The organism is Flagellimonas alvinocaridis (assembly GCF_004916895.1).
GTDB lineage: Bacteria > Bacteroidota > Bacteroidia > Flavobacteriales > Flavobacteriaceae > Flagellimonas > Flagellimonas alvinocaridis.
The window spans coordinates 178,451-194,175 of record NZ_SNTZ01000002.1 but is presented as its reverse complement, the minus strand read 5'-3'; the positions used below and the strand labels follow the sequence as shown (position 1 = coordinate 194,175).

Genomic DNA, 15,725 nt, shown 5'->3' with positions numbered 1-15,725 from the left:
CATGTATTTTAAATCATCCATAATCCTCTTGGTTTTTATCTTGGCTTCATGCAAGACAGAAAATAATAAGGAAATAAAGACAGAGACCATTAAATTCAAAAAGGAAGGGAGCCTAAATATTCTTCAATCACAAACAGACTCGCTACTGGTGGAGTTTGACATAGAAATAGCCGAAACCGACTACGAGACCCAAACAGGTCTTATGTATCGGGAATCCATGGAAAAAAATCAGGGGATGCTCTTTATCTTTCCAGATGTGTCCATGCACTATTTTTACATGAAGAACACCTTGATTCCTCTGGATATCATTTATATTGGGGATAACCAAAAAATTGCCAGTTTTCAAAAAAATGCCCAACCTAATGATGAAACCAGTCTCTCTTCCAAAGTACCCATTAAATATGTTTTGGAAATAAATGCTGGTCTTTCAGATAAGTTTGGGTTGCAGGTGGGAGACAGCATTACCTTTACCAAAAACTAAATGTCCAAATATCTGCTAGAAGGTCAAACTACGGAACGATTACTGTTTCGTAATATACAACCATCAGATTTTAATGATTGGCTGCCCTTTTACCACGAACCAAAATCCACTCAATTTTGGGAAGGGTTGCCAGAAAATCCAATTGAAGCATGCCAAGCACAATTTGACCGTATTTTTGAACGCTATGAAAACGATTTGGGCGGCATGAACGCCTTGATTTTAAAAGAAAGCGGGCAACTGGTAGGTATTTGTGGTCTTCTTGTTCAAACTGTTGATAATACCGAGGAACTGGAAATAGGATATTCCGTATTACCAAAGTTTTGGTTGCAGGGATTTGCTTTTGAAGCTGCCCAAAAATGCAAGGAATATGCGTTTGAACAAAACTATGCCAATTCCTTAATATCCATTATCCATGTAGATAATGTTCCCTCACAAAAAGTAGCTCTGAAGAACGGCATGTTATTGGACAAAACAACTTCATATAAAGATAATCCAGTCCATATTTTTAGGGTAAATCAGGCATAATCTCTAATTTCAATGCCAGAATCTAGATTTCTCTTCAAAACATGCAGAAAACCAGAAATTTTGCCGTTTTAATCAATAACACATCCTATTTCGGCAATTTCATCAACCAATTGTTGAAACAAGATGCCATTAAAGGTTTTGAAGAACTTGCTTCAAAAAAAGGGGGATTGTTTTCCCGAGCGGAAATTGAACGGTTCATGGATGAAGAGGAACGCCACGATATAAAAATCCTTACCCGAAATACAGACCAGTCCTTAAAAACCATGAGCAGTGGAGAACAGAAAAAAGCCTTGCTCAGCCATTTAATGGCCGAAAACAATGATTTTTTGGTCCTGGTGAATCCTTTTGACAATTTGGATGTCGCAACGCAAAGTCAATTAAAAGATGAACTCTGTGCTATTGGAGCAACAAAAACATTGATTCAACTAGCAAGCCGTGTAGAAGATATTTTACCCGTGATGACGGAATTTTTTAAACTCGATGGCGATGTCCTTATACCATATCCTTCCGAAACATCATTTTGGGAAGCCAACCAACAAAATTCCATACAGTTTAAGGGAGTCATACCACCTCCATTGGAGCCCATCAACCTTGAACACCCAGAATTGGTGAGTTTTGAAGGGGTTTCAGTCAGTTTTGATGGGAAACAAGTTTTGGACCGTATTAGCTGGAGGGTTAAAAAAGGGGATTTCTGGCAATTGGTAGGCCCCAATGGTAGTGGAAAAACAACCCTATTATCCATGATCACGGGAGATAGTCATAAGGGATACGGTAAAAACCTTTCCTTGTTCGGCACAAAAAAAGGAAGCGGTGAAAGTGTATGGGACCTTAAAAAAAAGATTGGCTATTTTACCCCGGCCATGACAGATAAATTTGGTGGATACCACACGCTGGAGCATATGGTCATCTCTGGACTTCACGATTCAATTGGCTTGTACGTACTGCCCACCCAAACTGAAAAACTTTTGGCACGCGAGTGGTTGCAGCTTTTGAATTTGCATGATAAACGAGATTATCTATTTAGAGAACTTTCAGCTGGGGACAAACGGTTGGTCATGACCGCAAGGGCCATGATCAAACATCCTCCCTTGCTTATATTGGATGAACCAACAGCGGGCTTGGATGATGCCGGCGCAGCCCTGTTTGTTGCCTTAGTGAATAAAATTGCCCAAGAAAGCCATACCACCATAATCTTTGTTTCGCACAGAATGGAAGCAGGTTTGCATCCTCAATTTAATTACGTCTTGGAGATGAGACCCAACGGTTCAGTTGGAACGGTAATCCAAAAATAAAATCACCATACGTCATCATCATATCATAAAAAATAAAAGCCGCTCTTGAGAGCGGCTTTTATTCGTGTAATCTAAAACTATTTAACTAGGCTGCCGTAGCAGCGGCAACTTTCTTCTTCAAGGCGTCGAACATAATTGGAGTTGCTATGAACACAGATGAGTATGTACCCACAATTACACCCACAATCATGGCAAACATAAACCCTCTAAGGCTTTCTCCACCAAAAATGAAGATGGCCAATAGTACGATCAAGGTTGTCAAAGACGTATTCAACGTACGGCTCAAGGTGCTATTCAATGCCTCATTAATATTCTCTCCAGCCTTCCAGCCTTTCAGTCCAACAATCTCCCGGATTCTATCAAATACTACCACGGTGTCATTCAAGGAGTATCCAATTACGGTAAGAATGGCCGCAATGAATGCTTGGTCTATCTCCATATTAAAAGGCATAATGCTGCCGGTCAAGGAGAAAATTCCCAATACAATCATTACATCATGGAAAACCGCAACAACGGCACCCAATGAAAACTGCCATTTTCTAAATCGGAACAAGATATAAAGGAAAACTACGGCCAACGATCCCAAAATAGCCAAAAAGGCATTTTTCTTGATATCATCGGCAATGGTAGGTCCAACCTTTACGGATTGCATGATTCCAATGGATTTTTCTGAAGCTCCAACGGTAAAATCTTGAAACGAAGTACCGTCTGGCAAATATTTCTGTAGAGTAGTATATAATTTATCCTGAATTTCATTATCAATTTCCACGCCTTCTTCATCAACCTTGTAAGGGGTGGTTACCTTTATCTGGTTGGCATCCCCAAAGGTTTTTACATTGGTTCCACTACCGAAAACCTCGTTCAATTCAGAGGCAATTTCTGATGGATTGACTGCTTTTTCGAAACGGATTTGGTATGACCGTCCTCCAATGAAATCCACTCCTTGCTGCAATCCTGTTGTAAATAAGGAGAACGCACATATTACCAACATAATACCTGAAACCACGTAGGCAATCTTTCTTTTTGACAAGAAATCGATGTGCAGGTTATTGAATAGACTTTTGGTCATGGCGGTAGAGAAATCCAAACGTCGACCCTTTTTGGCTGTATAGGCCTCAATCATCAATCGAGTTACAAAAATGGCTGTGAACAATGATGTTACAATACCTATCAATAAGGTTGTAGCAAATCCTTTAATGGGTCCCGAACCGAAAACAAAAAGGATAATCGCTGTCAATCCAGTAGTGATATTGGCATCCAAAATGGAAGACAGGGCATTTCCAAAACCATCGGCTATTGCCTGAGCTTTTCCTTTACCTCTGGCCAATTCTTCTTTTATCCTTTCAAAAATAAGAACGTTCGCATCAACCGACATACCTATGGTCAATACAATACCCGCAATACCAGGCAGCGTAAGTACCGCTCCCAAGCTTGTCAACACTCCAAAAATCAAAAGAATATTGAATATTAGGGCGATATCTGCAAAGACACCTGCTCTACCGTAGTAGAATATCATCCACAACAAAACAAACGCCATGGCAATCATGAAAGAGGCAAAACCGCTATCAATGGCTTCTTGCCCCAAAGATGGTCCAACCACTTCAGATTGAATGATCTCTGCGGATGCAGGAAGTTTCCCTGCCCGTAAAACATTGGCAATATCCTTTGTTTCGTTTACGGTGAAGGTTCCTGTTATCTCAGAACGTCCCCCTGAAATTGGTCCAGTTGAAACCCCAGGAGCCGTGTATACTTTATTATCCAGAACAATGGCAATACCTGTTTGGTTGCTATAGGCATCCCCTGTTAGTTTTTCCCATTCCTTGGCACCTCTGGTATTCATGGTCATGGTTACCGCAGGCTTGTTGTACTGATCAAATGTATCTTGCGCATCAGAAACCACATCCCCACTGATTCTAGGTGTACCATCCCTGTTAGACTTTAGGGCATACAACTCAACTACTTCAGAGTCTTGAGCCGGTCTTTCCCAAAGAAATTTCACAAACTGTACATCGTTCGGTACAAGTCTCTTGATTTGGGGCATTCTCAGATACCCTCCAATTTCTGCGGTATCTGCGACCAATGCTCTTGCTATGGCATGGCTACCTGGATTGGCCGGAATAAGTTTCCCCAAAAGTGGGTTGGTTTCCGGTGCCATATCCAAAGAGTCCTGTGCCACATCGGACAACAAAGAATCTATTTCGGATTCTGGTTTGGAAATTACCTCTTCTACTTGCTCTGGCTCCAAGATTTCTTTTAGCCTTTCATTGGCATTTACCAAAAAGGCTCCCAAGCTCTGGTTGCTCTGTGAGTACGTTTCCCAAAACTCCAATTGTGCGGTACTGGAAAGCAATTCTTGGGCGCGAGCTATATCCCTGGCACCTGGCAACTCCACCAAAATACGGCCAGAGTTTCCTTCCCTTTGGATGTTGGGCTGGGTAACACCAAAACCATCTATACGTTCACGTAGTACTTCAAATGCAGAAACAATGGATTCATCAATCTTTCTCCTGATGATAGGTTTTACCTCATCATCGGTCATTTGAAAATTGACATCCTCGCTAAGACCCTTATTGGCAAAAATATCTGGAGAGGCCAATTTGGTGTCTCCCTTGATATTATCAAAAGCATCAAAAAATAACTCCAAATAGGTGGCATCACTATTTTTGGAGGCATTGTCGGCATCTGCCAATGCTTTGTTGAAAACCGGGTTTTTGGTATTGTTGGCCAAACCTTTCAAGATGTCCTTCACGGAAATCTGCAGGGTTACGTTGATCCCTCCTTTAAGGTCCAACCCCTTGTTCAGCTCTTTTTTCTTGGCATCATCATAGCTGGTAAAGCCCAAAACAGTGTTGTCACTGATGGAATCCAAATACGATGCCTCTAAAGCTTCACGCTTGGCGACATAATCTTCCTCAGCTTCCGAAATTTGGCTAACGGCGTAAGCCTCAGCATCCTTTTCCAACTTACTTGTAATAAAAGTAAAGGATAGCTGATAGACACTCACCAAGCCAAAAAGGATCGCGAAAAGCCTTATAAGTCCTTTATTCTGCATGGATTATTAAATTTTTAGAAGTTTTCTTAAACAGCGTGCAAATATATCATTTCCGATAAGATTTGCCAATAGAAATTGATGGAATTGCAATTCTACTTTACCGTTACGCCATAAAAACAAAAAATGTCATTTTGAACCGGAGGCGAAATCCTAGAATCATTTCTGGGAAATTCACCACTTTTTTGGCACAAAATGACACTTTTATGGTATCCTGATCTAAATTATAGCTGAAGCAGTCCGTTGGTCTTTTTAACACCTTCCGCACTTTCCTGCATCTTGGCTTTTTCGGCATCGCTGAGCTCTATCTCAACGATTTTCTCTATTCCGTTCTTACCCAATAGCACAGGAACTCCAATACAGATATCGTCCAATCCGTATTCTCCTTCCAAAAGTGTTGAGCATGGGTACATTTTCTTTTGATCGCAAGCTATGGCCTGTACCAATCCGGAAACAGCGGCTCCCGGGGCATACCATGCGCTGGTTCCCAACAACTTGGTCAACGTGGCACCACCAACCTTGGTTTCTTCCACGACCCATTGCATTTTGTCTTCAGAAAGGAACTCCGATACTTTTACACTGTTTCTGGTAGCATGGCCAATTAAAGGTACCATACCTACATCACTGTGTCCACCGATGACCATACCATCCACATCTGAAATTGGCGCTTCCAAAGCTTCGGCCAGTCTATACTTGAAACGGGCACTGTCCAAAGCTCCTCCCATACCAATAATCCTGTTCTTTGGAAGGCCTGTAGCCTTGTGTACCAAATAGGTCATGGTATCCATTGGGTTACTTACCACAATGATGATGGTATTTGGGGAATGCTCCAAAAGGCTTGTGGCAACAGTCTTTACGATTCCTGCATTGATTCCTATAAGTTCTTCGCGGGTCATTCCAGGTTTACGTGGAATTCCAGAGGTGATTACCGCAATATCACTACCTGCTGTTTTGGAATAATCATTGGTGGTTCCAGTAATTTTTGTGTCAAAACCGTTCAACGACGCCGTTTGCATCAAATCCATGGCTTTTCCTTCGGCATACCCCTCTTTAATATCCAACAAAACAACTTCAGATGCAAAATCCTTCATTGCAATATACTCCGCACAGCTTGCTCCCACTGCGCCTGCTCCAACTACGGTAACTTTCATGTTTATAGGTTTAAATTTTAATCGCTCAAAAATAAGGCATTTAGGTCAGAAAAAAACTGACTTTCCACAGTTTTAATGTCTTAAACTCCAACTCGTAACACAAACGTAAAATTTCGCATACTTGTTAACAAAATATGCAGTTCATCGAAGATTTACCCTAAAATGAATTTTGCAGCTTCTCTTGATGCAATACTTTCCTACAGATCTACGTTCTAATAGTCCCAAAATCTGTTTTAACCTACTTGACCTATGAAGAAGCTCTTTTCATTGCTGTCCATAATAGGCATTGTTGCCATAAGCAACTGTAGCCGAATCCCAGAGAACAATGACCCTATTTTGGGCATCTGGGCCAAAACACAAACTTCAACAATTGAGGGAAAAGGTTCCAGCACCGCCCGTGAAGAATGGATTTTCAATGATGTTTACCTGGGAAGGTATCAAAGTTATTCCAACTCCAAACTGATTTTTTATACCGATTTTAAATGGTCCGAAGAAAATGGCACCTACACCATAATCTACGGCGACCCACAGGTTACCGACATCACGGTCAGTTTAGAACATACAAGTGACCCTGAGGTTTTAACCCTGGAAAACGGTTCGGTCTTTGCCACCAGGGATTAATTGGCAAGACTACCTATATGAGAATAAAAGGCCCCAACTTTGTTGGGGCCTTTTTAATGGTTGGTTGTATGTTATGTTGATTATCTAAATCCGAAGTTTACACCAAAAGTAAAGGTGTTGAATTCCCCTATGTTATAATCGGCATTGAGTCTAAAAAAGCCTAGTTTTAGTTTAGTGCCGACATTGGCCACCACTCCGCTAACTTTATTGCTGATTTTGAACGGATCTTCATAAGTGGTCTGAAACGGTCCAGATTGCACCTGATAAGTCCCCAAAATATCCGTGTCGGATTTTCCGGTAATGTATCCCAATCCGCCATAGAAATTAATTACAGGCAAGCGCGTAGATGCAACAGCGCTGAAATTCCAAGAGCTAAACTTGGCATCTATACGCTGGTTCTCACCATCAATAACATCGGTATCGGTAAAATCGTACTCCCCTGTTAAATTGGTATATCCGATTACTGCAGAAATAGCAACGGGAAGTACCTTGTCAGCTGGCAAGTGCTTGGTAAAGTCATGTTGTATCCCTAAACCAAAGAGACCTATTTTTACATCATCTGTATTGATTTTAGGCAAGAACCGGGCTTTGACTTCGGTTCCTTTAATAAGTCCAACGCTGGCCTGAATGTATCCTGAAGGCACAAAGTTAAGATCTTCCGAAGCCAATCCTGATGGCAGTTCAAAGTCTACCCGCTCAGTTATACCGGGGGCAATTTCAGCTTCCACATAAACCCTTACCCCTTCAATGTCCCCCAAGGCGGTTGACACCAATTTTGAGGTACTACCATCATCAAACTGAAGGTTTTCATAGTCAGCCGTATTCAAAGTGAACGCTTTTTTGTCGTCTTTGTTCTTAAACCCTGTAAGGTTTCCAACTATGGAAATCTCAAACCCGCCCAAGGGCTTTGCATCTGCCGAATTGTACCATCCGTTGGAGATACTGTAAACTCCAGCCTCGGTAACTGGATTTAACCAAGCCGTTGTGAAGCGTTCGGCATCGTTGAGCCCTGCGGCCAGAATGTCGTTAAGGTTGGATTGGGCCATTGCCAAGGAAAAATTGCACAATGTCACCAAAAGAATTATTCTTTTCATTTTGTAAAATTTTTCCTAAAACTAAAAAACTCGCCTTTCAGAGGCGAGTTTTTGTTGTGAAATGGTCGTTATCTATGCGTCTATGTTGGCATAGACGGCATTTTTCTCTATGAATTCCCTCCTTGGAGGTACCTCATCGCCCATCAACATGGAGAAGATTCGGTCAGATTCAGTGGCATTGTCTATGCTTACTTGACGTAAGGTTCTAAACTCAGGATTCATGGTAGTATCCCATAATTGCTCGGCATTCATCTCACCAAGACCTTTATAACGTTGGATACTAGCCCCTCCGTTCATGGACTCAATGATTTGATCCCTTTCCTTGTCATTCCACGCATAGCGTCTTTTGGCACCTTTCTTTACCAAGTACAATGGCGGTGTAGCAATGTATACGTGTCCACTCTCAATCAACTCTCGCATGTATCGGAAGAAGAAGGTAAGAATCAAGGTTTCAATATGGCTACCATCCACATCGGCATCACACATGATGACAACTTTATGATAGCGCAGTTTATCCAAATTCAATGCCTTGCTGTCCTCTTCGGTACCTATGGTTACCCCAAGAGCGGTATAAATATTCTTGATCTCCTCATTTTCAAAGACCTTGTGTTGCATGGCTTTCTCAACGTTCAGGATTTTACCACGAAGCGGCAGAATAGCCTGAAAGTTTCTATCCCTACCTTGTTTGGCTGTACCTCCCGCAGAATCTCCCTCCACCAAGAACACTTCGCACTTGGTAGGGTCTTGTTCTGAACAATCCGAAAGCTTTCCAGGCAATCCTCCAACACTCATTGGGTTTTTACGCTGCACCATTTCTCGGGCCTTGGCAGCCGCATGCCTTGCTTGGGCCGCCAGCTTTACTTTTTCAACAATTTGCTTGGCATCATCTGGGTGCTCTTCCAAATAGTCGGTCAACATCTCAGAAACAGCTTGGCTTACCGCACTGGTTACTTCACGGTTCCCCAATTTGGTCTTGGTCTGCCCTTCAAATTGGGGCTCTGCCACCTTTACGGATACAATGGCCGTTAGTCCTTCCCTAAAATCGTCCCCGGAAATTTCAAATTTCAGCTTGTCCAGCATACCGGAGTTATCGGCATATTTTTTTAGTGTAGTGGTAAGACCCCTTCTAAAACCGGACAAGTGGGTACCTCCTTCATGGGTATTGATATTGTTCACGTAGGAATGTAGATTCTCAGTATATCCTGTATTGTAGACCATGGCCACTTCAACAGGAATGCCATTTTTCTCTCCTTCCATGGCAATGACACTTTGAATCAGTGGTTCGCGGTTCCCATCCAAGAATTTGATAAATTCTTTCAATCCCTCTTCGGAATGGAAGGTTTCGGAAATAAACTCTCCTTTATCGTCCTTATGACGTTTATCAGTCAATGTAATGGTGATACCCTTGTTCAGATAGGCCAGTTCACGCATCCTATTGGACAACGTTTCGTAGCTATATTCTGTGGTCTGGGTGAAGATGGTGTCATCTGGCACAAAAGTGACAATGGTACCTGTTTCATCACTATCTCCAACACTTTTAACCGGGTAAAGGGTTTTTCCCCTTTCGTATTCCTGCTCCCAGATTTTACCTTCACGGTAAACGGTTGCCTTTAAATGGCTTGAAAGCGCATTAACACAGGAAACCCCTACTCCGTGAAGACCTCCTGATACTTTGTAAGAATCTTTATCAAATTTACCTCCTGCACCAATTTTGGTCATTACCACCTCTAGGGCGGACACACCTTCTTTTTTGTGCAAGCCCACAGGGATACCCCTACCGTTATCCTTTGTGGTTATGGAATTGTCTTCATTGATGACTACATCAATCGTATCGCAATACCCGGCCATGGCCTCATCTATGGAGTTGTCTACCACTTCGTATACCAAATGGTGCAATCCCCTGACCCCTACATCGCCAATATACATGGAAGGTCTCATACGTACGTGTTCCATCCCCTCAAGGGCCTGGATACTATCCGCCGAGTACTGGTTTTTCTTCGCTTCTTCGCTCATATATTTTTTGTGTTTGCCTTGAAATTTTCAAATCCTACAAATATAAGGAATACCCTTATAAATTAGGTCATTGAAGGCTATTGTACCCCCTAAGTTATCAACAAAGAAATGTGGAAAACAACAAGCTGCCGAAGAAGAGGCATCCGCAGCACATAACAACAAAAAGCCCCTTGTGCAAGGGGCTTTTCCGACTAATTGAAAATGAAACAAAACAACATCTTCCTTCTACATAATCTTAAAGATCTTATTTCACATAGGCATCGGTGTGAACGTTAGCCACGGCCCTGCCTGATGGGTCGTTCATGTTTTTGAAGGCTTCGTCCCACTCCAGTGCAATCTTGGTACTACAGGCCACTGATGGCTCTTGTGGCACGCTCAACGCTGCTGCATCGGAAGGAAAGTGACTTTCAAAAATGGAACGGTAATAGTATTCTTCCTTGGACGTTGGGGTTTGGATAGGGAACTTAAAGTGGGCATTGGCCAATTGCTCATCGCTCACCTCTTCCTGTACCAAACTCTTCAAGGTGTCTATCCAGCTGTATCCCACACCATCTGAAAACTGCTCTTTTTGTCTCCATACCACGCTTTCGGGCAAATAAGATTCAAAAGCCTTACGGACCACCCATTTTTCCATACGTTCCCCATTGATCATCTTATCTTTTGGGTTGATTCGCATAGCCACATCCATAAACTCCTTGTCCAAAAACGGAACCCTGCCCTCTATGCCCCATGCCGCCAAGGATTTGTTGGCACGAAGACAATCATACATGTGAAGCTTATCCAATTTTCGTACGGTCTCCTCATGGAAATCTTTTGGACTTGGTGCCTTGTGGAAGTACAAGTAGCCTCCAAAAAGCTCATCGGCACCCTCTCCTGAAAGAACCATTTTTATTCCCATGGATTTGATTACCCTAGCCATAAGATACATGGGTGTGGAAGCCCTTATAGTAGTAATATCATAGGTTTCCAAGTTATAAATCACATCCTTAATGGCATCCAATCCTTCCTGAATGGTAAACTTTATCTCGTGGTGAATGGTCCCGATATGTTCTGCCACCTTTTGGGCTGCAGCCAAATCCGGTGAACCTTCCAATCCTACCGAAAAAGAATGCAGTTGCGGCCACCAAGCATCGGCAGTATCCCCAGACTCAATACGTTTTTGGGAATATCTTTTGGCAATGGCCGAAGTAACCGAGGAATCCAATCCACCGGACAATAAAACTCCGTAGGGCACATCGGACATTAATTGACGGTGCACAGCGTCTTCCAAAGCCTTTTTCACCTCTGCGATGCTGGTCTCGTTTTCCTTGACGGCCTCGTACTCCATCCAATCCCGCTTGTACCATCTTTTAAATTCTCCATCAGAACTGTGCAGATAATGACCAGGAGGAAAAAGTTCTATTTTGGAACAGGTTCCTTCCAAGGCCTTCAATTCCGAGGCCACGTAAAAGGTTCCGTTCTTGTCCCATCCAATATACAGGGGGATAATCCCCATATGGTCCCTAGCGATGAAATATTCATCTTTCTCGCTATCATAAATGGCAAAACCAAAGATACCGTTCATTTCATCGATAAAGTCTACCCCTTTTTTCTGATAGAGTGCCAAAATGACCTCACAGTCGGATTGGGTCTTGAACTCATACTCTCCTTCAAACTGCTTTCTGAGTTCCCTATGGTTATATATTTCACCGTTGGCGGCTAACACCAATTTACCATCGGCACTGAATAGAGGTTGTTTCCCCGAAGCCGGGTCTACAATGGCCAAACGTTCATGAGCCAAAATTGCTTTATCATCGGCATAAATTCCGCTCCAATCCGGCCCTCTGTGCCTTACTTTTTTAGACATCTCCAATAATTGGGGTCTAAGTACTTCCGTACTTTCCTTCACATCAAATGCGCATACAATTCCACACATAAATCGAATATTAGTAACAATTTCTATGCAAAGATGACCATTGAAGTTCTTAAATAAAACTAATAAATGTATTTTAATTTCAATTAATAATATTATATCGATAAAAAATAACCAAATGAAACTATATCTAGAAATATGATTAAAATATTGAGCACATTGTAAGGTTCCTAAATTTTAACGTCTCTTTATAAAAACACCATGTTTTTACACCCTAGTTTTGAAAACAACTAAAATCACAATCATGAAAAATGTATTCTTATTTACTTTTTTAACCTTGGCATTGGTATTTACTTCAGAAGCCACTGCACAAAAATTTAGCGGGCTGGATAAAAGTCCTGCCGATATTGCCACCTACCCCGCTAGCTATAGGGAATCTGACAAGGCCGTAAAGGTCATTTACAGCCGTCCCCAACTAAAGGGACGTAGTATTTCTGAGCTTGCCCCTGCCGGCAAGGTATGGAGGACTGGAGCCAATGAGTGTGCTGAAATCATTTTTTACAAGGATGCCAACGTTGGTGGAAAAACGATTAAGGCTGGGACCTATTCTCTTTTTACCATTCCAGGTGATAATGAATGGACGGTTATCCTGAACAGTAATTTGAACCAATGGGGCGCTTATTCATATGATAGTGCCGCTGATGTTGCAAGGGTTACCGCCAAAGCGGGTAGTGATGAGGAAGAATTGGACGCTTTTTCCATTGCTTTTGAAGATGAAGGTGACATGGTCATGGGATGGGGAACCACTCGTGTTTTCTTGCCCATCAGTTTCTAAGAAATTATTGTTATGAAAAAGAAAAAGGAGGCTTCTCGCCTCCTTTTTTATTTTACTTGAACTCCTCCAACAAAAACCTGTTCCGCTTCTATATTTGGAACGTTTTCTATGGGAACGCTCATGATGTCTTCACTTAAAATCACGAAATCGGCAAACTTACCAGGTTCTATACTGCCTTTTTCTTGCTCCTCAAAGTTGGAATGGGCCGCCCAAATCGTCATTCCTTTTAAGGTTTCTTCCCTTGACAGGGCATTTTCCATTTGATAGCCTCCTTCAGGATAGTTATTTACGTCTTTACGAGCCACCGCAGCGTAAAATGTTAGGAACGGACTCACTTGCTCCACGGGAAAATCGGTTCCCAATGCCACAGTCCCGGCCTTGTCCAATAGTTCTTTGAAGGCATAGGCCCCTTTTACGCGATCTGACCCCAAACGGTCTTCGGCCCAATACATATCGCTGGTAGCATGGGTGGGTTGAATAGAAGGAATGATTCCATTTGAAAAATAATCAAAATCTGCTGGTGAAATGACCTGTGCATGTTCTACCTTCCAACGGCGATTCGGTTTTCCTTCCAAGGCTTTTTCATAGGCTCGCAACACAACTACATTGGCCGAATCCCCAATGGCATGGGTATTCATTTGATAATCCGATAAGGCAATACGCTCTGCCAGAGCTCCAATTTGATCTACTGGCGTAACCATAGCGCCGTAATGGCCGGGTTGATCGGAATAGGGCTCCCTTAACGCCGCGCCCCTTGAGCCCAAAGCACCATCTCCGTATACTTTTACGGAGCGTACATTTAAATTGTCAGTTTTAATGATTCCCTTGTTTAGGAAATAATCTAAGTTGTCTGGAGAACTGCTCACCATGGCGTATACCCGAATGGACAAATCCCCAACTTGTTGCAGACTATCGATGAGTTCAATAGTTCCTCGACCCAATCCAGCATCATCCACCGTGGTAAGCCCATACCCAAAGCATAATCTTTCGGCGTCCTTTAACGCTTGGATTTGGGTTTTTCTATCAGGTTGAGGCGTAATGGCATCGACCATTCCCATAGGGCCATCCACCAAAATACCTGTCAGTTTTCCATCCTTTTTAATGATATCGCCTCCTACGGCCTTGGTTTCCAAAGTGATCCCGGCCAAATCCAATGTTTTTTGGTTGACCAAAATCGCATGTCCATCGATTCTGCGCAGTACAACTGGCGTATCCGGAAACATTTCATCCAATTTGTCCTTGGTAGGAAACTCCTTCACCTCCCAATCATTTTGGTCCCACCCCCTTCCAAAAATAAAATCGGAAGGACGTTCTTTCTGAAAGGCCATAACCTTATCCAAAATCTCTTCAAAACTGGTGGTACCCACCAAATCCACTACCTGTTGGTTCAGTCCTAATGCATAAAAATGGCAATGGGCATCTATAAAACCGGGAACAATGGTCTTGCCTTTGGCATCCAGCTCTACCTTGGCGGTATATTTTTGATAGATTTCCTCTGTTTCGGTAACGGCAACAAACTTTCCATCTTTGATGGCCATATAACTGGCTTTGGAAAAATCACCATCAACGGTATAAATATTGGCGTTATGGACAATCAGGTCTACTTCCTCTTTTGGGTTACAGGCCAAAAAGAAACCTATTGAGAATAGGAGGGTATACTTTTTCATGGAACGGACGGTTTCCTCCAAAAATAGAAAATGTAGGGAATATTCAAGGGTTACTCATCCACAAACTCGGTCATCACAAATTCTACCCTGCGATTTTTTCTCCGGGCCTTGTCGGTTAAGGAAGTGTCCAATGGGATCTTATCCCCATACCCCTTGTAGGAGATACGGTTCTTATTGAGACCCAATCCCATAAGGTATTTGGCCACACTGCTGGCCCTTTCCTTGGAAAGAACATCGTTATAAGAATCGGAGCCTAAATCGTCTGTATGCCCGCTGATTGACACTTTCAGGTTAGGGTGCTTTTTCAGGTATTCAAATACATCTTGAAGACTCTGTTTCGCCTTGGGCTGTAAATCAAAACGGTCAAAATTAAAATTGACATGGTCCAACACATAGACTTCATTGGGTTGGTATTCGGGGCCAAGATACGTTAGCGAAATATCGTCCAAGTAGTAATAAGCATAGCCTTCTGCATTGGGGTCGTCGTTTTTGAAATCCAGATAATGTGTAGCGGCATTGCTCATAAAATTTCCCAAGATGAGATGGGTTTCAAATCCTTTGGCCACGATATCCATACTGAGTTCTATCCAGCTTTGCTTGTCATCATAAAAACTGTCTGAAGAAAACTGTTTAATGTGTGTGGTCTGAATAATCTGAGATGTCAGCGCCTTATGGGAAAGCTGTCTTTTAGTGTGAATCGACAAAGGTTTTTCTGAAAATACAGCACCCATATCCTTAACAGCGCCATCGGATTTTTCGGAAAGACTCATTACCAATTGCAATCGGTATCTGTGTCCTTTTTGTAAAGTTTCGAACAGGGGTACTTGAATGTACTCCCTATAATCTTTTGGGGCATAAAGATACATTCCTGCATAGGCCGTGCCTTCAAAAGCTTCTTGTTTTCCTTTGAAGTTCATGGGAATGCCCAATTTGGTCCGGCTACATTCGTTGAAATAATCCGTGGTGCCCAAGGTAGGGGCGCTCCAATGCTCTGCATCCCTGTTTAAGTTACTCATTTTGATGGGGCAGGTCGAGTAATCCTCAAACCCCCCATTACGTACCAAATTCTGTGCTCTTGCCGAAGAAAAAATCAGCATAAAGCTTACAAACAACAGTATGTGAATGAATCGCAGTGACATGGTTTT

At 42.4% G+C, this 15,725-nt stretch carries 12 protein-coding genes; 5 read left to right on the top strand and 7 right to left on the bottom strand.

All coding sequences use genetic code 11. The features are described 5' to 3' along the window. Position 1: 1 nt before the first annotated feature. Genes EZV76_RS06115 through EZV76_RS06105 form a run of 3 tightly spaced genes read left to right on the top strand, consistent with a single transcriptional unit; the run spans position 2 to position 2,298 of the window. A complete protein-coding gene (locus EZV76_RS06115; RefSeq protein WP_136565720.1) occupies positions 2–481 on the top strand; it encodes a DUF192 domain-containing protein in 480 nt (159 codons plus the stop codon). Beyond that, on the top strand, positions 482–1,006 hold the full coding sequence (locus tag EZV76_RS06110) for a GNAT family N-acetyltransferase (RefSeq protein ID WP_136565719.1): 525 nt from the start codon (positions 482–484) through the stop codon (positions 1,004–1,006). Between the two features lie 41 nt (positions 1,007–1,047). Then, on the top strand, positions 1,048–2,298 hold the full coding sequence (locus tag EZV76_RS06105) for an ATP-binding cassette domain-containing protein (protein ID WP_136565718.1): 1,251 nt from the start codon (positions 1,048–1,050) through the stop codon (positions 2,296–2,298). Positions 2,299–2,383: 85 nt separating this feature from the next. Here EZV76_RS06105 and secDF read toward each other — a convergent pair whose 3' ends face one another. Further along, a complete protein-coding gene (gene secDF / locus EZV76_RS06100) occupies positions 2,384–5,350 on the bottom strand; it encodes a protein translocase subunit SecDF (RefSeq protein ID WP_136565717.1) in 2,967 nt (988 codons plus the stop codon). Between the two features lie 221 nt (positions 5,351–5,571). After that, a complete protein-coding gene (gene mdh, locus EZV76_RS06095) occupies positions 5,572–6,498 on the bottom strand; it encodes a malate dehydrogenase (RefSeq protein WP_136565716.1) in 927 nt (308 codons plus the stop codon). A 249-nt stretch (positions 6,499–6,747) separates the two neighbouring features. On the opposite strand from mdh, the gene EZV76_RS06090 reads away from it, so the two are divergent. Beyond that, complete coding sequence (locus EZV76_RS06090; protein WP_136565715.1) at positions 6,748–7,119, top strand: hypothetical protein; 372 nt, start codon at positions 6,748–6,750, stop codon at positions 7,117–7,119. Positions 7,120–7,199: 80 nt separating this feature from the next. Here the strand turns inward: EZV76_RS06090 and EZV76_RS06085 are convergent, their stop codons facing one another. From EZV76_RS06085 to asnB, 3 genes are all read right to left on the bottom strand, one after another. Continuing rightward, the gene (locus EZV76_RS06085; RefSeq protein ID WP_136565714.1) at positions 7,200–8,213 is read right to left on the bottom strand and encodes a DUF6588 family protein; all 1,014 of its coding nucleotides are present in this window, start codon (positions 8,211–8,213) and stop codon (positions 7,200–7,202) included. Between the two features lie 72 nt (positions 8,214–8,285). Further along, positions 8,286–10,226, bottom strand: coding sequence for a DNA topoisomerase (ATP-hydrolyzing) subunit B (gene gyrB, locus EZV76_RS06080; protein WP_136565713.1), 1,941 nt, complete (start codon positions 10,224–10,226; stop codon positions 8,286–8,288). A gap of 244 nt (positions 10,227–10,470) precedes the next feature. After that, positions 10,471–12,141 carry an asparagine synthase B gene (asnB, locus tag EZV76_RS06075; protein ID WP_136565712.1) on the bottom strand — a complete coding sequence of 557 codons (1,671 nt, stop codon included), beginning with the start codon at positions 12,139–12,141 and terminating at the stop codon, positions 10,471–10,473. A 241-nt stretch (positions 12,142–12,382) separates the two neighbouring features. Between asnB and EZV76_RS06070 the strand changes: the two genes are divergently transcribed. After that, positions 12,383–12,913 (top strand): DUF2911 domain-containing protein, encoded by a 531-nt coding sequence (locus EZV76_RS06070; protein WP_136565711.1) that lies wholly within the window; start codon positions 12,383–12,385, stop codon positions 12,911–12,913. Between the two features lie 47 nt (positions 12,914–12,960). Here the strand turns inward: EZV76_RS06070 and EZV76_RS06065 are convergent, their stop codons facing one another. Together EZV76_RS06065 and EZV76_RS06060 are read right to left on the bottom strand one after the other, a co-directional pair. Continuing rightward, positions 12,961–14,580: an amidohydrolase gene (locus tag EZV76_RS06065; protein WP_136565710.1), complete on the bottom strand. Its 1,620-nt coding sequence runs from the start codon at positions 14,578–14,580 to the stop codon at positions 12,961–12,963. A gap of 50 nt (positions 14,581–14,630) precedes the next feature. Further along, complete coding sequence (locus EZV76_RS06060) at positions 14,631–15,719, bottom strand: OmpA family protein (protein ID WP_136565709.1); 1,089 nt, start codon at positions 15,717–15,719, stop codon at positions 14,631–14,633. Between the last annotated feature and the right edge of the window lie 6 nt (positions 15,720–15,725).